The organism is Porphyrobacter sp. AAP60, from assembly GCF_001296025.1.
Taxonomy (GTDB): domain Bacteria; phylum Pseudomonadota; class Alphaproteobacteria; order Sphingomonadales; family Sphingomonadaceae; genus Erythrobacter.
Genome location: NZ_LJHV01000002.1, coordinates 549,179 through 566,777, shown reverse-complemented (window position 1 = coordinate 566,777; position 17,599 = coordinate 549,179). Strand labels below are relative to the sequence as shown.

General features: G+C 62.7%; 16 protein-coding genes and 1 tRNA gene. 2 read left to right on the top strand and 15 right to left on the bottom strand.

Annotation, left to right across the window (positions count from 1 at the left end):
- Positions 1-22: 22 nt before the first annotated feature.
- Entirely contained in the window at positions 23-1,075 is a 1,053-nt protein-coding gene (locus IP79_RS03270; RefSeq protein ID WP_054118011.1) for a lytic murein transglycosylase, read from the bottom strand.
- 91 nt (positions 1,076-1,166) lie between these two features.
- Here IP79_RS03270 and IP79_RS03265 point away from each other — a divergent pair.
- Positions 1,167-1,256, top strand: a tRNA-Ser gene (locus tag IP79_RS03265).
- A gap of 11 nt (positions 1,257-1,267) precedes the next feature.
- Here IP79_RS03265 and IP79_RS03260 read toward each other — a convergent pair.
- The 5 genes from IP79_RS03260 to IP79_RS03245 all read right to left on the bottom strand — a co-directional run bounded on the left by IP79_RS03260 (position 1,268) and on the right by IP79_RS03245 (position 5,765).
- The gene (locus IP79_RS03260) at positions 1,268-2,122 is read right to left on the bottom strand and encodes a class I SAM-dependent methyltransferase (protein WP_054117783.1); all 855 of its coding nucleotides are present in this window, start codon (positions 2,120-2,122) and stop codon (positions 1,268-1,270) included.
- An 11-nt stretch (positions 2,123-2,133) separates the two neighbouring features.
- Complete coding sequence (lpdA, locus tag IP79_RS03255) at positions 2,134-3,543, bottom strand: dihydrolipoyl dehydrogenase (protein WP_054117782.1); 1,410 nt, start codon at positions 3,541-3,543, stop codon at positions 2,134-2,136.
- A 100-nt stretch (positions 3,544-3,643) separates the two neighbouring features.
- Positions 3,644-4,033, bottom strand: a complete 390-nt coding sequence (locus IP79_RS03250; protein WP_054118010.1) for an acyl-CoA thioesterase — start codon at positions 4,031-4,033, stop codon at positions 3,644-3,646.
- The gene (locus tag IP79_RS15385; protein WP_156318051.1) at positions 4,030-4,329 is read right to left on the bottom strand and encodes a hypothetical protein; all 300 of its coding nucleotides are present in this window, start codon (positions 4,327-4,329) and stop codon (positions 4,030-4,032) included. The genes IP79_RS03250 and IP79_RS15385 overlap by 4 nt, the downstream gene beginning before the upstream one ends.
- Complete coding sequence (locus IP79_RS03245) at positions 4,326-5,765, bottom strand: 2-oxo acid dehydrogenase subunit E2 (protein WP_054117781.1); 1,440 nt, start codon at positions 5,763-5,765, stop codon at positions 4,326-4,328. Before IP79_RS03245 ends, IP79_RS15385 begins: the two co-directional genes overlap by 4 nt.
- Before the next feature lie 150 nt (positions 5,766-5,915).
- On the opposite strand from IP79_RS03245, the gene IP79_RS03240 reads away from it, so the two are divergent.
- On the top strand, positions 5,916-6,368 hold the full coding sequence (locus IP79_RS03240) for a universal stress protein (protein ID WP_054117780.1): 453 nt from the start codon (positions 5,916-5,918) through the stop codon (positions 6,366-6,368).
- 15 nt (positions 6,369-6,383) lie between these two features.
- On the opposite strand, the gene rnr is transcribed toward IP79_RS03240, so the two are convergent.
- The 9 genes from rnr to radA all read right to left on the bottom strand — a co-directional run bounded on the left by rnr (position 6,384) and on the right by radA (position 17,566).
- Entirely contained in the window at positions 6,384-8,684 is a 2,301-nt protein-coding gene (rnr, locus tag IP79_RS03235; protein ID WP_082336975.1) for a ribonuclease R, read from the bottom strand.
- 111 nt (positions 8,685-8,795) lie between these two features.
- Complete coding sequence (locus IP79_RS03230) at positions 8,796-10,163, bottom strand: M28 family peptidase (RefSeq protein WP_197273718.1); 1,368 nt, start codon at positions 10,161-10,163, stop codon at positions 8,796-8,798.
- Between the two features lie 37 nt (positions 10,164-10,200).
- The gene (locus IP79_RS03225; RefSeq protein WP_054117778.1) at positions 10,201-11,745 is read right to left on the bottom strand and encodes an aminoacyl--tRNA ligase-related protein; all 1,545 of its coding nucleotides are present in this window, start codon (positions 11,743-11,745) and stop codon (positions 10,201-10,203) included.
- A 62-nt stretch (positions 11,746-11,807) separates the two neighbouring features.
- On the bottom strand, positions 11,808-12,383 hold the full coding sequence (gene phaR, locus IP79_RS03220) for a polyhydroxyalkanoate synthesis repressor PhaR (protein ID WP_054117777.1): 576 nt from the start codon (positions 12,381-12,383) through the stop codon (positions 11,808-11,810).
- An 83-nt stretch (positions 12,384-12,466) separates the two neighbouring features.
- Positions 12,467-13,522, bottom strand: coding sequence for an alanine racemase (gene alr / locus IP79_RS03215; RefSeq protein ID WP_054117776.1), 1,056 nt, complete (start codon positions 13,520-13,522; stop codon positions 12,467-12,469).
- On the bottom strand, positions 13,515-15,146 hold the full coding sequence (locus IP79_RS03210) for an MFS transporter (protein ID WP_054117775.1): 1,632 nt from the start codon (positions 15,144-15,146) through the stop codon (positions 13,515-13,517). Before IP79_RS03210 ends, alr begins: the two co-directional genes overlap by 8 nt.
- A gap of 54 nt (positions 15,147-15,200) precedes the next feature.
- Positions 15,201-15,635: an iron-sulfur cluster assembly scaffold protein gene (locus IP79_RS03205; protein ID WP_197273717.1), complete on the bottom strand. Its 435-nt coding sequence runs from the start codon at positions 15,633-15,635 to the stop codon at positions 15,201-15,203.
- 6 nt (positions 15,636-15,641) lie between these two features.
- Positions 15,642-16,187, bottom strand: coding sequence for a CvpA family protein (locus IP79_RS03200; RefSeq protein ID WP_054117774.1), 546 nt, complete (start codon positions 16,185-16,187; stop codon positions 15,642-15,644).
- A gap of 11 nt (positions 16,188-16,198) precedes the next feature.
- The gene (gene radA, locus IP79_RS03195; RefSeq protein WP_054117773.1) at positions 16,199-17,566 is read right to left on the bottom strand and encodes a DNA repair protein RadA; all 1,368 of its coding nucleotides are present in this window, start codon (positions 17,564-17,566) and stop codon (positions 16,199-16,201) included.
- Positions 17,567-17,599 lie beyond the last annotated feature (33 nt).

Here is a 17,599-nt window from a genome sequence, read left to right as displayed (position 1 = left end):
CTTGGCGAGGGACCGGCGCGGATCAGTTCACGATTTCGTCAGCCAACAGACCCACGCTCATGGCGTAATAGCTCGAACAGTTATATTCGAGGATTGCGCGGTAATTTCCAGTCAGCAGCCACGCTGGCATGCCGGGGCCATCGGGCTGGAACAGTGACACCATGACGTCATCGGCAAGCCCGCCTTGCGCAACCACGCCAACCGCGCGCCATTCGGCCACAGTCATCCAGCGGCTGAGACGTTCATGCACCCGCGGGCATACGGGAGAGACTAACCGGGTGCGGTATGCGGTCACATCAAAGCCGGATGGTACCGCCGCTCGCACACCCCACGGTTGGCCTGCGCGCCACCCTGCGTCGCGGAAATAGTTCGCGATCGATGCGAAGGTATCGGCACGATTGTTGAAAATATCGGCGCGCCCGTCTCCATCCCCGTCGGTTGCCAGGCGCAGGTATACGCTGGGTAGAAATTGCGGATTGCCGAAGGCGCCGGCATAGCTGCCGACAAGCTGCGAGCGCGGGTAGCCTTTGTCTGCGACTTTCATCAGCGCGATGAATTCGCCCGCAAACAATTCACGCCGCCGCCCTTCCCACGCCAAGGTTGCCAGACTGCGAGACAGATCAAAATTGCCCTTTACCCGGCCATAGCTGGTTTCATGCCCGAAAATCGCGATGACCACTTGCCCCGGCACGCCATATTCACGCTCGATCCGGGCCAGTTGATCGCGATGCTGGGCATAGACCGATCGCCCGCCGCCGATCCGCGCCGCATCGACATGGGTTGCAATGTAGTTCGACATTGACGGATAGCCGCGCGTGGTGGCGCTGCCGGGTTGGCTCTGGTCAAGCTGAATGACGCGGGTGTTCGGGGTCAGCCCCGCTGTCATCCGTTCCACCGTTGCCGCACTCACACCCTCGCCAAGCGCGCGCGCCTTCAGCAGCTCGAGGTATGCGTCGAATGACAAATTGTCACCCGATGCAACCTGCGCGGCAGCCGGGGCCATGGCAGGAGATGCACCGGCGATGGAAAATACAAGCGAAACCAGAATAGCGGCAGATAGGGTGCGGGGAATCATCATGCCTTGGGATGTCATACCTTGGATGAATTCCCAACAACCGAAGTGTGGTGACTCGCGGTAAAACTCTGGCTAAAGAGCGGCGCGCAGCGGACAGGTGGCCGAGTGGTTTAAGGCAGCGGTCTTGAAAACCGCCGTAGGTGCAAGCCTACCGTGGGTTCGAATCCCACCCTGTCCGCCAAGCGTCCCAGCTTAAGCCCGCACTGTCACCAACCACGCCTTTGCTTGCAGCATCACGCCTTCGCCTTCGCGGTGATGGCGATTGAACAGAGCGAGAAGATCTGCCTTTGCTGCATCGCGGACCGCTGGACCGTGCTCCTCCAGCAAACGTCCGGCGGCCATGGATCCGAGCACGAAATCCGTCGCTTCGGCCGGGCTGGCATTGGGCCCGCCGACAGGCTGTTCGCCTTCGTAAGGTGTAACTGTCATGGCTGAAAAGCCTGCAGCTGCCAGCACCTCTTCAAGGTAGGTCAGATCCTCGAACGCGAATGGCCCTGGCGCGCGCGGGACGGCAGGCGGAATTTCGATGTGCTGGCGCACGACGCCCATCATTTCCATCATCCACAGATTGTCGCGCGGGTTGGCCCACACGGCGAGATCGATCCGCGCACCGGGTTTGAGCATCGCGCGCAGGTTGTTGAAGGCTGGGACGGGCGCTTCAAAGAACATTGATCCAAAACGCGAGAACAACCGGTCAAACGGCGGTTCGTCGAGTGTCGCGGTGGCCGCATCGGCGCAGACGAAGCGCGCGGCACTGCCCGTTGCGGCGGCACGCTCTGTGGCCCGCTCGACGAGCATGGGCGCGACATCGAGACCGACCGCTGCGCCCTCCGGCCCCACCGCTTCAGCAATGGCAAGCGTAGTCGCTCCGCCGCCGCAGCCCAGATCAAGCACCCTTTCGCCCGGCTTGTAATCCGCTCGCGCCAGCAAAGCTGCGCCGATGGGTGCGATCATGCCCTCGAACCGGTCAAGACTGGCCAGCCAGCGCGCGCCCATATCGCCCGCCCAGTCTTCGCCCTTGAGCGCCTCGGGTGCTGCCTGTGTCATGCTGTGTTCCTTCAGAAGTGCAGCGCCCGGCCATAGGCATCGAGCACGCTTTCGTGCATCATTTCGCTCAGCGTGGGGTGCGGGAAGACGGTCATCATCAGTTCCGCCTCGGTGGTTTCGAGCGTCTTGCCGACGGTATAGCCCTGAATCAGCTCGGTCACTTCCGCGCCGACCATGTGCGCGCCCAGCAATTCGCCGGTCTTCGCGTCGAACACGGTCTTGATGAACCCTTCCGCTTCGCCCAGCGCAATCGCCTTGCCGTTGCCGATGAAGGGGAAGTTGCCAACCTTGAGCTCGTAGCCGGCTTCTTTCGCCTTTGCTTCGGTCAGGCCGACACTGGCGATCTGCGGGTGGCAATAGGTGCACCCGGGAATGTTGTTGCGGTTGAGCGGGTGCGGGTGGACATCCTTGTTACCCAGTTCCTGTGCGATGGCTTCAGCGCAGGTGACGCCCTCGTGGCTCGCCTTGTGTGCCAGCCATGGGCCGGGGGTGCAGTCGCCGATGGCCCACAGGCCTTTGGTTTTGGTGCGCCCATAGGGATCGATCTGGATGAAGCCGCGCTCCATCTCGGCGAGCTTTTCGATCCCGATGTTCTCGGTGTTCGGCACAATGCCGATCGCGACAATGACATGGGTGAAATCGCTTGCTGCCGATTTGCCGCTCTTGTCTTTGATCGTTGCGGTGATGCCTTTGTCGCTGACCTTCACATCCTCGACACCCGCTCCGGTCATGATCGCAATGCCCTGCTTGCGCAGCGACTTTTCGAGGAAGGTCGAGACATCGGCATCTTCCACCGGCACGATCCGGTCGAGCATCTCGACGACGGTAACTTCGGTGCCAAGGTCATTGTAGAAGCTGGCGAATTCGATCCCGATCGCGCCTGATCCGATGACCAGCAGCTTTTCGGGCAGTTCGGTGGGGGTCATGGCATGGCGATAGGTCCACACGCGCTTGCCGTCGGCCTTGGCGAAGGGCAGGTCGCGGGCGCGGGCTCCGGTGGCGACGATGATGTGCTTGGCGGTCAGGGCTTCCTCGCCCTTTTCGCCCCTCACGGTGAGACTGTTCGCGCCGGTCAGCTTGCCCTCGCCCATGTGGACGGTGATCTTGTTCTTCTTCATCAGGTGTCCGATGCCCTGATTGAGCTGCTTGGCCACGCCGCGGCTGCGCTTGACGATAGCGGCAAGGTCGGCCTCGATCCCCTGCGCCACCAGGCCGTAATCCTTGGCGTTCTGCATGTAGTGGAAGATTTCGGCCGAGCGCAGCATCGCCTTTGTCGGGATACAGCCCCAGTTGAGGCAGATGCCGCCGAGGTTTTCGCGTTCCACGATAGCGGTCTTCAGCCCCAGCTGCGCGCAGCGAATCGCCGCGACATAGCCGCCGGGGCCGGAACCGAGCACGATTACGTCATATTCATTAGCCATTGCAGTTTCCCGTCATTCTATCTCCGTTCGCCCCGAGCTTGTCGAAGGGCTGTCCTGCTTCTGCGCCATCGCAAAAAGTAAGGACAAGGCTTCGACAAGCTCAGCCCGAACGGGTTTGGAGTGTTTGTGCAATCGCCCGCGGACGATTATCCTCACCGATCAGCACGAATTTGAAGGTGCCTTGGGCAACCTTGGTGGTGGCCTCGCCGTTGCGTTCCCGCGCGATGGCCTCGGCGGCGATGGTGAGCGAGGTGGTGCCGGTTGCGATGACATCGGCATAGACGCTGAGTTCGTCGCCCACCGCCATCGCGCCCGGAAAAGCAAAGTCGGTTGCGGACACCACCACCGCCTTGCCCTGCCCTACGCGGCTTGCGAGGGAGCCAGCGCCCAGCGCCATCTGCGCCATCAGCCACCCGCCGAACACCCCGCCATAGGGGTTGGTATCGGCCGGCATGGCTGTGACGCGGATTTGGGGGGAGCGGTCAGTCATGAGAACTGCAATCTTGATCCGAAGGTGACCATCAGCAGACCAAGGGCGCCAATCGCTAACCAAATGCGTGACGCCCATTTCACGAGCGGTCCGCGTGGCCGCCTCAGACCAAACGCCAATCTGATTGCGGCTAAGCCCCAAGCGGGAATCAACCAAGCCCCTGTACCGACCCGCGCAGCGCTTGAGCCGGACAGAACCAGAATGACCGCCGATAGAAACACCGAGGCGCTGCCGAGCAAGAACAGATAAAGTCCGGTTGCTCCGCCCGGCATGGCCTTGGCTTCGGTTGTGCTCACACCACCAGCCCCATCGGGTTCTCGCACAGCTGCTTGATCGCCTCCATCAGCTGCGCGCCGTCCGCGCCATCAATAGCGCGGTGGTCGAAGCTGCCGCTGGCATGGAGCACGGTCGCAACCTTGATCTCACCATCGACCACATAGGGCGCTTGCTGGCCCGCCCCGACCGCGAGGATCATACCCTGCGGCGGGTTGATCACCGCGTCGAACTGTTTGATCCCGAACATGCCAAGGTTCGACAGGCTCGCCGTGCCGCCCTGATATTCGTGCGGCATCAGCTTGCCATCCCGCGCCTTGCCCGCGAGCGTCTTCATCTCGGTCGAGATCGCGGCGAGGCCTTTGGTGTCGGCGTGGGTGATGACCGGCGTGATCAGGCCAGAAGGCGCGGCCACCGCCACCGACACATCGGCGCGTTCGTACCGGCGCAAAGTGTCGCCGTGATAGCTGACATTGCACTGCGGCACGCGGATCAGTGCGCGGGCGAGCGCCTTGATCAGCAGATCATTGACCGACAGCTTCACGCCGTCCGGCTCCAGCGACTTGTTCAACTGCGCGCGCAGTTCCAGCAGCGGATCGAGCCGGATGTCGATGGTGAGGTAGAAGTGCGGGACGGTCTGCTTGCTCTCGGTCAGGCGGCGGGCGATGACCTTGCGGACGCCCGACAGCTTTTCCTCGGCATAGGGCGCGCCGCCTTCGACTTCGGGCTGGGGTTTGGGGCTGGGGGCCGGTGCCGGGGCAGATGCGCTCTCCGGCTTGTCGCTCGACGCTGCGGCCTTCGGCGGGGTGAAGTTCTCCACGTCTTCCTTGACGATCCGGCCATTGGGGCCGCTGCCCTTCACTTGCGCCAGATCGATGCCCTTGTCCGCCGCGATCCGCTTGGCCAGCGGCGAGGCAATAATGCGTTCGCCCGACGCTGTAGGGGCGGGCGCTGGAGTCGGAGTAGGCGCAGGTGCCGCAGCGGGCGAACCGCCGCTCTTGGCAATAGCCGCCTCGACATCTTCCTTGGTGATTTTTCCCTTGGGGCCGGTGCCGGTGAGGCTTGCGAGATCGACGCCGGACTGTTCAGCCAGCTTGCGCGCGGTCGGGGTTGCGGCAGGCCCATCGGTCGCAGGCGCTGCGGCAGGTGCGCTCTTTGAAGGGGCAGTGTCCGCTTCCTTGGCCGCAGCCGGAGTTGGCGCAGGCGCCGCTTCCTCGCCTTCAACCGTCAGCCGCGCAATCACTGCGCCTACCTTGACGTTTTCAGCCCCCGCTTCGACGAGGATTTCGCTGATCACGCCTTCGTCAACCGCTTCGAATTCCATTGTCGCCTTGTCAGTCTCGATCTCGGCCATGATGTCGCCGGAAGAAACCGTATCTCCCACCTTCACCAGCCAGCGCGCCAGCGTGCCTTCTTCCATGGTCGGTGAAAGGGCGGGCATCTTGATGTCCAAGGCCATGATCCGCTGAAACTCCTGTAATCGATCCTTGCGGCGTTCTCTGGCCAATTCCCTAGCGTCGGGCAAGTGCCAGAATGGGGTGGATTGGCGGGGGACTTGCCAATCCATACGAATGCATTGATACCCGCGCACGCAACGGGGCCGTGAAACATGCGCACATTTCTTGTCATTATCGACGAAAGTGAAGAGGCCACAGCCGCCCTGCGTTACGCCGCGCGCCGGGCCGTTGCTGTTGGCGGTGCAGTGCATCTGCTTGCACTGGTTCCACAGCAGAACTTCAGCGCATTCGGTGCGGTGCAGGCGACGATCGAGGCCGAGGCGCATGACAGGGCCGAAATGCTCGCTCACGGAGTCGCCGGCAATCTGCTCGCGGAAAGCGGGATCATGCCGACCATTTCTGTTGCCATTGGCCAAGGGCAGAAAATCGTCGGCGAATTTCTTGCCGAGCATCCGGAAGTTGCCGCACTGGTGCTGGGAGCAGCGAAAGGCACAGCGCCCGGCCCGCTGGTGACACATTTCTCGGCAGCAGCCGGATCCCTCCCCTGCCCGCTCTACATCATCCCCGGCGATTACGACGAGGCCAAGAGCGACCACCAAGTCTGAAATGCGGCCGGGCCGCTATTTCTTGCGGCCCTGATGGCGGATGTTGCCCGGCCGCCCGCGCTTGCCCACGACAAATTTGCCCGCCTTTTTCGGAGGACCGCCTGCGCTGCGGCGCCGATCATCCTGCCTTGTGCCGCGTGGTTCGATTGCGCCCGCGTCCGCTTCGGGCAGCACAAACTTGAGAGCGCCGGTCAACGGATTGGCCTCGCCCAGTTTCAGCTTCAGCCGGTCACCGCTGGCATAGCTTGTGCCGCTATCCACTCCGACCAGTGCCTGTGCTGCTTCGTCATGCCGGAAATATTCGTTACCAAGCGTGGAAATCGGCACCAGCCCATCCCCGCCCAGCCCTACGATAGTGGCAAAAAATCCGAAGCTCTGCACACCCGTGATGCGGGTATCGAACACCTCGCCCACGCGGGCCGAAAGCCATGCGGCAACGTAACGATCTATGGTGTCGCGTTCAGCCTCCATTGCACGGCGTTCAGTCTGGCTGATGGCGTCACTAACCTGCTGGAGGGAGGCGCGGTCGCGATCTGACAGGCCGCTTGTCGGGGGCAAGGATCCCGGCGGGGCGGGCTGTTCCAGCTTGTAGGCATCGACCAGGGCGCGATGCACCAGAAGATCGGAATAACGGCGGATCGGCGAGGTGAAGTGAGCGTAGGAGCCGAGGCTCAGGCCGAAATGCCCCGCATTGGCCGGGCCGTAATAGGCCTGCGTCTGGCTGCGTAGGACTGCCTCCATCACCAGCGCCTTTTCCGCCTCGTCTGTGACATCCTTCAGCATCCGGTTGAACAGGCCCGGCGTCACCACCTGACCCAGCGCCAGCTTCTTGCCCATGGTCGCAAGGTAATCGCGCAAGGCGATCAGCTTCTCGCGGCTTGGCGGTTCGTGGATGCGATAGACAACGGGGGCGGTCTTGGCCTCCAGCGCTTTGGCCGCCGCGACATTGGCCGCAATCATGAAATCCTCCACCACGCGGTGTGCATCCAACCGTTCGCGGATCGCGATCTCCGCGATTTCGCCCTTTTCGTTGAGCACCACACGGCGTTCCGGCAGTTCGAGCGCCAGCGGATCACGCGCATCTCGGGCGGTGGAGAGCGCCTTCCATGCATCCCAGAGATGCGCCAGATATTCTGGCGGGCTGCCACTATCGACCGCTTTTTGCGCATCTTCGTAGGCGATGTTGTGCGCGATCCGTACCAGTGCACGGGTAAATCGGAAGCTCGACACCTTGCCATCTGCGTTGATGTGCATGTGGCAGGCCATCGCCGCGCGGTCTTCGCCTTCTTTCAGCGAGCAGACATCGGCTGACAGGATTTCGGGCAGCATCGGCACCACGCGGTCGGGGAAATAGACCGAATTGCCGCGCTTCCTCGCTTCGCGGTCGAGCGCGCTGCCGGGGCGGACGTAGAAGCTGACGTCGGCGATTGCCACCAGGGCGTTGAACCCGCCCTGCCCGTCCGGCTCGGCCCAGATTGCATCATCGTGATCGCGCGCATCGGCAGGATCAATGGCAACAATCGGCAGATGCCGCAGGTCTTCGCGGGTCTTTTCGGAGAGCTTGAGTTTGGCAGCGCGGGGCGCTTCTTCCAACACCTCTTCGGGGAAGACATCGGGGATGCCGTGTTTGGCGATGGCAATCAGGCTGAAACTTCGCGGAGCGAGCGGGTCGCCGATCACTTCGATGACCTTCACGCCGGCACGCTCTGAGCGACCAACGCGTTCCGCGATCACCAGCTGGCCTGCTTCGGCCTCGCCGCGGTCAGCGATGGGTGTCGACTGACGCACGCGCTTGTCCACCGGGGCGAGCCAGGCCTTGCCGGCCTTGTCGATCTCGACCACGCCCATCAGTCCTTCGGTCCGCGAAGGGAGTTTCTTCATGACGTGCGCACGCCAGCCCTCTTCGTGTTCTTCGGTTCGCGCCAGCACACGGTCGCCCCGTTTCAAGGCAGGCGGGCGCTTCATGCCAGGCTTGGGACGCGGTTCGCGGATGGTGAGGCGCGGCGCGTTGCCGGGGGCTTCCGGATCCCAATTGTCAGGTTCGGCGATCAGGTCGCCATCCTCGATGGCGACGATCTTGAGGGTCGTTACCTTGGGCACGCCGCCCATGCGGTGAAACGCGGATTTCTTGCCGTCGATCAGGCCATCTTCAGCCATGTCCTTGAGCAGGGCCTTGAGCTTGATCTTCTCCTGCCCTTTCAGTCCGAAGGCCTTGGCGATCTCGCGCTTGCCAGCAGGTGTGTCGGAGGACTGGATGAAGTCGAGTACCTGTTTGGCAGTCGGCATCCCTTGCGGGAGTTTGGGGGGCTTGGGCATTTCTACCCCTTAACCGTTCGCCCTGAGCTTGTCGAAGGGCTGCACTTCACTTTTTGCTTGGGCCGAAAAAAGGACGGTGCTTAGACACGCTCAGCACGAACGGGATGAGAGCTATTCCTTTTCCACCGGCTCGAACGCGCCGCCGGGGACAGCGCTGGAAACGGGTGAGCAGTAATCGCCTGCGCAGGCCGCCGCACCAAACATCCAATCATCTCCGCGAACTGGCAGAGTTGTCGTCAGAACCTCGTCTTCCGATATTTCGAGGTCTGGCTCGGTGCTACCCAGAACTCGCCCTGGTTCTTCGCGACTGGCCCATTCGGTTGCATCGGTGCGGCGCATAGCAATATCGATCAGGTCTGCACCGGCCGGTACACTTGCGCTCAGCACGGTATCCACCCGCACCGCCGCATTCACCGTGACCTCGGGTGGCATCGGCGCACGCGCAAGCGCATCGAGCGCGCGCACGTTCAGCTTTGTCACACCTGCTAGGTAAGCGAAGTCCATCTCCTCGATGGTGTCGCCGTAAAACACGCCGTTTTCGGTGCGCAGGTCCTGATGCTGGTGGTCATAATCCTCAACCCCCACGGAGAACCGGATCGCTGGATAGCCCTTCTGGAGGAACGGCACCTGATCCCCGCCGCGCCCCATACGGTCGGTGCGCCAGATTTGGCGGACCTGCATTTCGTCCGGATGCTTCACCGCCAGCCCCGCGACCCAGCGCGAAAGATTGCGCCCCGGGGAATCGTTTTCGCCGCCGAACCGCGTGGCGGCGGCGCGCAGCCGCTCGGTCAGGTCGGCGCGCGGGCCTTCGGAGAACACGCGCACCACCTTGGGCTCGCAATACCCATCTTTGCCGCAGGAATTGCCGACGATGTCGTTATTGAGCACGGCCTTGACGGTGAAGCCCTGCGCTGCGGCCCAATCAGCAAGGATGCGCCCGCCGTGGAGCCCCTGCTCCTCGCCGGATAGCAGGGCATAGATGATGGTGGTGGGGTATTGTGTTCCTGACAGCGCGCGCGCCGCTTCGATCACCAGTGCGGTGCCGCTGCCATCATCGTTAGCCCCGGGCGCGTCGCTGGTAAAATCGAGAGCGTCGGACACGCGGCTGTCGATATGGCCTTGCACGATCACGACCTCGTTGGGTCGTTCAGTGCCGCGCTGGATCGCGACCGCATTGCGCACCAGCGTAGGCGTGGGAATGCGGGGCGCAGCGGTTACCGTGTCGCTGACAGGCAGCACCTCAAGGCAGTGGCCGCATTTGGCGCCGATGCGCTTGAACTCCGCCAGCCCCCAATCGACCGCCGCGCCGATGCCACGCTCGGGATCATCCTGCGCCGAAAGCGTATGGCGGGTGCCGAAGCTGACCAGCTTTTCCACATCGCTGCGCAAGCGCTCTTCGGAAACGCTTTCGGCGGGATGGGTTTGCGCTGCGAGCGGGGCGGTGATGAAAGCGGCGAGCAGTAAGGTGCGTTTGATCATGCGCCCTGTCTGCCCGCCCCCCGCCGATCAGGCAAGCCTAGTAGGCGCGCGCCACCAGAATACGCTCGGTCGCAGGCGCGCCGGTGAAAATGCAAGCGCCCGTGGCAGGCTCTACGCCGCGCGGCACGTTACGGATGGTGAGCTTAAGCGCTTTCAGCTTTTCCACTACGGCATCAAGCGCCGCTCCGGTTGGTTTGGCCCACTCCACCTCGACCCAGCCGGGGTACTTCCCGCCCTTTTCAAAGTGATCGGCCACAGCGGGCCATTCGGTCACGCCGCGGGTGATATTGGCATCGCGGCGATTGCGGGCTTCTTCGTACAGAGCGCTCTGGATCGCTTCGACCAGGGCGCCAGCCTCGGGGACGAAGTCAGTCTGCGCGGGATAGGTAAAGGCGGGTTTGCCGTTTGCAGTGTTCCACAACTGGTCACGCCGCAAAAGAGCGATCTTGCCTTCGGCCATGTCTCGCGGACCGACTTCGATGATGATGGGCGCGCCCTTGCGCACCCAGTCCCAGCGCTTTGCCGCAGCCTTGCCCGGCTTGGTATCGAGCAGCACGCGCACCTTCTCACCCAGCGCAATCTGGCCCGCCAGCGCGACGCGCAGTTCCGCGCAATAGGCAATAAGCTCGCCGTCCTCTGGTGCTTCACGCAGCATCGGGATGATGACGATCTGCTGCGGTGCGATCGCAGGCGGCACGCGCAGCCCGTCGTCATCGCCATGGGTCATGATCACCCCGCCAATGAGCCGCGTCGAAACGCCCCAACTGGTGGTGTGGCAGAACTGCTGCGCGCCTTCACGATCCTGGAACTGGATGCCCGCCGCATGGGCGAAATTGGTGCCGAGATAATGCGAAGTGCCCGCCTGCAGCGCCTTGCCATCCTGCATCATCGCCTCGATCGACCACGTCTCGACCGCTCCAGGGAAGCGCTCGTTTTCAGGCTTTTCGCCCGCAATCACCGGAAGCGCCAGATCATCCTCGGCACAGGCGCGATACATTTCGAGCGCGCGGTGCGTTTCCTCCAGTGCCTGTTCGCGATTTTCGTGCGCGGTGTGCCCTTCCTGCCAAAGGAATTCACTGGTGCGCAGGAACATTCGCGTGCGCATTTCCCAGCGCACGACATTGGCCCACTGGTTGGTCAACATCGGCAGATCGCGCCACGACTGGATCCAGCGCGCCATGGCATCACCGATGATCGTTTCCGACGTAGGGCGCACCACCAGCGGTTCTTCGAGTTTGGCGGCAGGATCGGGGATCAGCCCGCCCTTTCCGTCCGAAATCAGGCGGTGGTGGGTGACGACCGCCATTTCCTTGGCAAAGCCTTCAACGTGCTCTGCCTCGCGAGTGAAGTTGGCGAGCGGGATGAACAGCGGGAAATAGCAGTTCTGCACGCCCGCCGCCTTGATCCGGTCGTCCATCAATCGCTGGATGCGCTCCCAGATGCCATAGCCCCATGGCTTGATGACCATGCATCCGCGCACTCCCGATTCCTCGGCGAGGTCGGCGGCACTGATGACTTCCTGATACCATTTGGCAAAGTCGTCTTCGCGCTTGACGGTGAGCGCATGGCGGATCTGGGACACGGGGATTGCTTCCTGCTCGATACGGCGCGGCCAAATTGCCGCAATGGCCGCCGCGCTTCGCCTTATTTGCTGAGATCGTCCAGCTTCTTTTGCATCGCGGCCATCTGCTCGCGCAGCAAAGCGATCTCGTCACGCGTTTCGCTGACGGGCGCGGAGGGCCTTTCCTTGGGCTTCGCGACGCCGGGCATGAAGGCTTCTGCCGCAGCGCGCATCATCGCCATATTGGTTTCATGCAGCGCTGACAGCGGATTGGCTGTCATGCCCTTTTCAAAGGCTTCGCGGATCTTCGACTGGTTCTGACGGAAATTGTCCATGCTGGCTTCAAGATAGGAAGGCATGAGCGATTGCATCGAATTGCCGTACATCCCGATCAACTGGCGCAAGAAACTGACCGGCAGCATCTGCCCGCCATTGGATTCTTCATCCATGATGATCTGCGTCAGGATCGAATGGGTGATGTCATCCCCGCTCTTGGCATCGAGCACCTGGAACTCGACGTTGTCGCGGACCATTTTCGCCAGATCTTCCAAGGTGATATAACTGGACGAGGCAGTGTTATAAAGACGCCGGTTGGCGTATTTCTTGATGGTGATAGCATCGCCTGCTTCACCCGTCGCTGCTTTCGCCCTGCCGACCATTGTTTTTTGATCCCGATATAGTGTCCCAGAACATGGCCTTAGCACCTGCACAAGCTGCGGTGCAATATGGCGGGGCAGAAAGGTCAGTTGCAGCGCAGTCGTTTGCCGATGGAAGTCAGCATTTCGTAGGCTGACAGGCCATTTTGCGGTGCAGCAGCATTGATGTCCCACGGCACGGTCAGCCAGTCGCCTGCGGCAAGATCGGGTGCCGCTGCCAGATCGACGACCACCATATCCATCGACACTTTGCCGAGGATCGGCAATCTGCGGCCATTGTGAAAACAGGCATTGCCGGGGCCGCGCATGCGCAGGAAGCCATCGGCATAACCTACCGAAACCGTGCCAACCTTCATCGAAGTGGACGCGGTGAAGGTGCCGTTGTAGCCGACGCTTTCGCCTGCTTCGAGTGTCCGGGTCTGGAGTATCGCCGCCTCGACCTGCGCCACGGGGCGGATCATATCGGATAGTTCGCCGCGCGGCACTCCGCCGTAAAGCGCGATGCCGGGACGTGTAAGATCAAAGGCGTAATCCTTGCCCAAGGCAATTCCGGCGCTGTTGGCGAGGCTCGCGCGGCGATGGGCGATAGTGCCGCGTGCCGCCCGAAATGCGTCCAGCTGGCGCGGGTTCATCGGGCTATCTTCATCAGCGCTGGCAAGGTGACTCATCAGAATGTCGATATCGAGCGATGAAATTATTTCCTGATTTGCGTCACTCGGCGCAATGCCCAGACGGTTGATCCCGGTGTCGATCATCAGGTGACACGGCCCGCCCCCGCCGGCTTGCCACAGCGCAGCTTGTTCGAGCGAATTGATCACCGGCACCGCTCCGGTGGCGCGGGCATAGGCACATTCGGCTTCGTTCAAAACGCCATGCAAGACAGCAACTTGTGCAGGTGGGACGTGAGCGCTGACCGCCGCAACCTCGCTCCAATGCGCGACGAAGAACGTCTCGCATCCCGCATCCCGCAGCACCGGCACGCAAGCGTCGATACCGAGGCCATAGCAATCAGCCTTGACCGCTGCGCCCGCTTTGGCACCACCCGAAACGGCATCAAGCGCCACCCAATTAGCAGCAAGGGCACCCCTGTCGGCAGTCAAGCGAAGGCTGGAGGGGGGCAAGACCAGGCTGGAATCAGCCATCTGCGAAATCTTTCGGCGGCCCGCCCGGAATGCCCCACCAGGCCACCAGCAGGCCGAAGGCCACCACGGCCCATGTGTACCACAGCCCGGCATAGATATCGCCGGTGCGCGCCACGATCACCCCTGCGATCAGCGGCAGGAAGCCACCCAGATAACCGGCGCCGATGTGGTAGGGAATGGACATCGAGGAATAGCGGATACGTGGCGGGAACATTTCGCTGAGCAGAGCCGCGACCGATCCATAGGTCAGCGCAGACAGCACGCCCAACGCCAGAAGTACTGCGACAATCCCGATGACGTTCGCCAGCGGCGGTTGCTGCTTGGCGAAATCGAACCCGTACTGCCCCAAGGCCGCGCGAATGCCGTCCCGCCGCGCCGCACCATCTCCAAACCACGCCGGGTCGATCGTGATTGCATTGCCGCCCGCGCTCAGTGCCAACGCATCACCCGGGGTCAGCGTGTATGGCACGCCGGAGGCGGTCAGCGTTTCCAGCACTTTGCCGCAAGGGGTCTGATCGCGCTGGAACAGTTCGGCGAAGGGATCGGTGCGGCATTCCGGCCCGCTGACCACAATCGGCGTACGTTCTGCCGCCTCGGCCAGTTGCGGGTTGGCAAAACTGCCCATCAGCCAGAACAGCGGGAACAGCAGCGCGAGTGTCAGCGCAGCGCCGATGATGATCGGCAGCTTGCGCCCGACCCTGTCAGACCATTTGCCGACAAAGATATAGAAACTCATCACGATCAAGCCAGACACAAGCAGGATCAGCTCCACCGTCAGATCATCGACATGCATCGGCCCGCGCAGGAAGCTCATCCCGGAAAAGAACGCCGTGTACCAGATCGTGGTCAGGATGCCGGTGATGCCGAACAGCGCCACGAACAGCCGCTTGGGATTGCCGGGGTAGGTCATGCTTTCGACAAAGGGATTGCCCGAGGTTTCCCCTGCCGCCTTCATCGCCTGGAACACCGGACTTTCCGACAGTTTCAGCCGCATCCAAAGCGAAATGCCGAGCAGGATGATCGACAGCAGAAACGGCACCCGCCAGCCCCACGCCTCGAACGCGTCTTGCGGGATCAGGAAACGGCAAGCCAGCACCACGATGATCGACAGCACAAATCCGCCCGCCACGCTCGCCTGAATGAAGCTGGTGTAGAACCCCCGCTTTTCGGGCGGTGCATGTTCGGCAACATAGATTGCCGCGCCGCCATATTCGCCGCCGAGCGCCAGCCCTTGCAGCACACGCAGCGCGATCACGATAATCGGCGCGGCCATGCCGATGCTGTCCACCGTGGGGATCAGGCCGACGCCTGCCGTGGCGATCCCCATCAGGGTTACCGTGACAAGGAAGGTGTATTTGCGCCCCAGCCTGTCCCCCAAAAAACCGAACAGCACTGCGCCCAGCGGGCGAAAGGCAAAGCCGACCGCAAAGGTTGACCACACCAGGAGCAGCCCCAGCGTTTCATTGTCGGTGGCGTAAAAGGCATCTTTGAGGATGTAGGCGAGCGTGCCGTAGATGAAGAAATCATACCATTCGAAGATGGTGCCAGCGCTGGATGCACCGATCACCAGCCGGATTTCCTTATCGCTCGGCTCGCGATCCGCGAGCGCCTGCGCTTCAGCCATGTCCCGTTTATCCCCTATGCCCCAGCGGGCGACCTCTTGGCTTTGTCCCTAGCGTCAGGCCGCGCCGGTTGAAAGCGCCTCGCACGCGGCATTCCACGGCAACATCAGTGCGCCGTGGCGGCCGGGGTGATCGCGCGCCGGGGCGAGTGCCTCGATCCCGGGCCAGTGCGGCAGTTCGCCCTCCCCCGCCAGCCACGCCGAAAGTCCGCTGGCGGTCTGCCGCACCTGCCCCGGTGCGGTGCCCGTGACCCCCTGCGCCAACAAGGCCGCAGAAGCCTGCCCGATGGCGCAGGCGCTCACCCGCATTCCGGTGCGCGCGATCAACCCGTGTTCGTCCAACGCAAGGCCCAGCGTGATCACGCTGCCGCAGGTTCTTGACCGCGCTTCGGCCCGCAGCGGCAAATCTTCGGCAAAGGGAAATCGCGACAGATCCGCCGCCAGCGCCAGCAAGGCGGACGAATAAAGTTTGGTTGAAGCTGGCGCTGCCACGGGCAATCAGCCCCCGGCTCTGGCCGCAGCGGCCTCCTGCGCTTCGGAATCGCGGCGCAATTGTTCACGCCGCACGGCAATCTTTGGCACCAGTTGGCGCGAAGCAGCATCGGCGGCCGTATAGGTGCGCGCGGTTGTGATCCACGTCGGCCGGCCCTTGTAGCCCCAGCTGTCATCAAAGCCCATCACCAGCACAGTGAATCCGAATGCCGCGATCAGCGCGCCCTTGATGGCGCCGAATCCGAAGCCGAGCACCCGGTCGATCGGGCCAAGGATTGCGCCATCAGATGCAGCGCTGGCATTGCCTGTGATAACCTTCATCGCCGCATAGGGGATCAAAAGCAGCATCGCGAAGGCCAGTAGCGATGAGGTTGGCTCTGCGGTGTAGACCCCGTTCAGTCCTTCAAGCAGCAACGGATGGAGGAAATGCACGCTGAACGCAGCGAGCACCCAGGATGCAAGCGAGAGCACCTCCTGCACAAGCCCGCGCATGAAGCCGCCAATCGCCGCAACGGCGACGATGATGAGAATGAGGACATCGAGGATTGCCATGGGAGCGGTGATTATGCGTTGCCAATCACCTGGTCAACGAGGTTCGCAAGTGCAGCAAGCCCGCGATAATCCGCATCGGGCGATCCGGCGGCGGCACCTGCCGGGCCATAGCAGCGCGTAAAGCCCAGTTTGGCCGCTTCGCGCAGGCGCAACGGGGCGTGGGCGACGGGGCGAATCTCCCCGGCCAGACTGATTTCGCCGAACCACGCCGCCTTGTCCGGCAAGGGTTTGTCAGCCAGCGCGGATACCAGCGCGGCGGCCACCGCTAGGTCTGCTGCCGGATCGGTCAGCCGATAACCGCCGGCGATATTCAGATACACCTCGGCCGAGGAAAAGTTCAGTCCGCAGCGCGATTCGAGCACGGCGAGCAGCATTGCCAGCCGCCCGCTATCCCACCCCACCACCGCGCGGCGCGGGGTTGCGCCCGATTGCAGCCGCACGATCAGCGCCTGAATCTCGACCAGCACCGGGCGCGTGCCTTCCAGTGCGGGGAAGACCGCGCTGCCAGCCAGCGGCATATCGCGGCCCGAAAGGAACAGCAGCGACGGGTTGGCAACTTCCTCAAGCCCCTCTGTCGCCATGGCGAATACACCAATTTCATCCACCGCGCCAAAGCGGTTCTTGAGAGCGCGCAGGATGCGGTACTGGTGGCTGCGTTCACCTTCGAAGCTCATCACCACGTCGACCATGTGTTCCAGCACACGCGGGCCGGCGATCGTGCCGTCTTTGGTGACATGGCCAACCAGCACCACCGCGCAACCTGTTTCCTTGGCATAACGGATCAGTTCCAGCGCGCAGCCGCGTACCTGACTGACCGTGCCGGGCGCGCCTTCGATTGTATCGGAATGCATCGTCTGGATCGAATCGATCACCAGCAGCGCGGGCGGATCTCCGTCGCCCAGCGTCGTAAGGATATCGCGCACCGACGTTTCCGAAGCGAGCCGGATCGGCGCATCGGCCACCCCCATGCGGCTTGCGCGCAGGCGCACCTGCCCCGCTGCCTCTTCTCCGCTGACATAGACGACATCATTGCCGCCCCGCGCGATGGTGGCGGCGCATTGCAGCAGCAGAGTGGATTTGCCGATGCCGGGATCGCCGCCCAGCAGCACCGCGCTGCCGGGAACCAGCCCGCCGCCAAGTGCGCGGTCAAATTCTGCCATGCCGGTCGATTTCCTGACCGGCAGTTTGGTCGGCGCATTCAGCGGCTCGAACGCCACCGCCCTGCCCCCGCGCGAAAGATCATGCTTTTGGGAAAATACCGTGGCAGGCACATCCTCCACCAGCGTGTTCCATTGCCCGCAATCGGCGCATTGCCCCTGCCAGCGCGGCGAGACCGAGCCGCATTCCTGACACACATATCGCCGCTTCGTTTTCGCCATGGCGCGATTCTGTAACGAGAACAGAAGTCGAAC

Bases quoted from the DNA above. Each gene is read 5' to 3' on its own strand.
- IP79_RS03270 (WP_054118011.1), bottom strand. From the start codon at position 1,075: ATGATTCCCCGCACCCTATCTGCCGCTATTCTGGTTTCGCTTGTATTT.
- alr (WP_054117776.1), bottom strand. From the start codon at position 13,522: ATGGCTGATTCCAGCCTGGTCTTGCCCCCCTCCAGCCTTCGCTTGACT.
- IP79_RS03200 (WP_054117774.1), bottom strand. From the start codon at position 16,187: ATGGCAATCCTCGATGTCCTCATTCTCATCATCGTCGCCGTTGCGGCG.
- IP79_RS03230 (WP_197273718.1), bottom strand. From the start codon at position 10,163: ATGATCAAACGCACCTTACTGCTCGCCGCTTTCATCACCGCCCCGCTC.
- phaR (WP_054117777.1), bottom strand. From the start codon at position 12,383: ATGGTCGGCAGGGCGAAAGCAGCGACGGGTGAAGCAGGCGATGCTATC.
- rnr (WP_082336975.1), bottom strand. From the start codon at position 8,684: ATGCCCAAGCCCCCCAAACTCCCGCAAGGGATGCCGACTGCCAAACAG.
- IP79_RS03250 (WP_054118010.1), bottom strand. From the start codon at position 4,033: ATGACTGACCGCTCCCCCCAAATCCGCGTCACAGCCATGCCGGCCGAT.
- IP79_RS03245 (WP_054117781.1), bottom strand. From the start codon at position 5,765: ATGGCCTTGGACATCAAGATGCCCGCCCTTTCACCGACCATGGAAGAA.
- IP79_RS03260 (WP_054117783.1), bottom strand. From the start codon at position 2,122: ATGACACAGGCAGCACCCGAGGCGCTCAAGGGCGAAGACTGGGCGGGC.
- radA (WP_054117773.1), bottom strand. From the start codon at position 17,566: ATGGCGAAAACGAAGCGGCGATATGTGTGTCAGGAATGCGGCTCGGTC.
- IP79_RS03210 (WP_054117775.1), bottom strand. From the start codon at position 15,146: ATGGCTGAAGCGCAGGCGCTCGCGGATCGCGAGCCGAGCGATAAGGAA.
- lpdA (WP_054117782.1), bottom strand. From the start codon at position 3,543: ATGGCTAATGAATATGACGTAATCGTGCTCGGTTCCGGCCCCGGCGGC.
- IP79_RS03240 (WP_054117780.1), top strand. From the start codon at position 5,916: ATGCGCACATTTCTTGTCATTATCGACGAAAGTGAAGAGGCCACAGCC.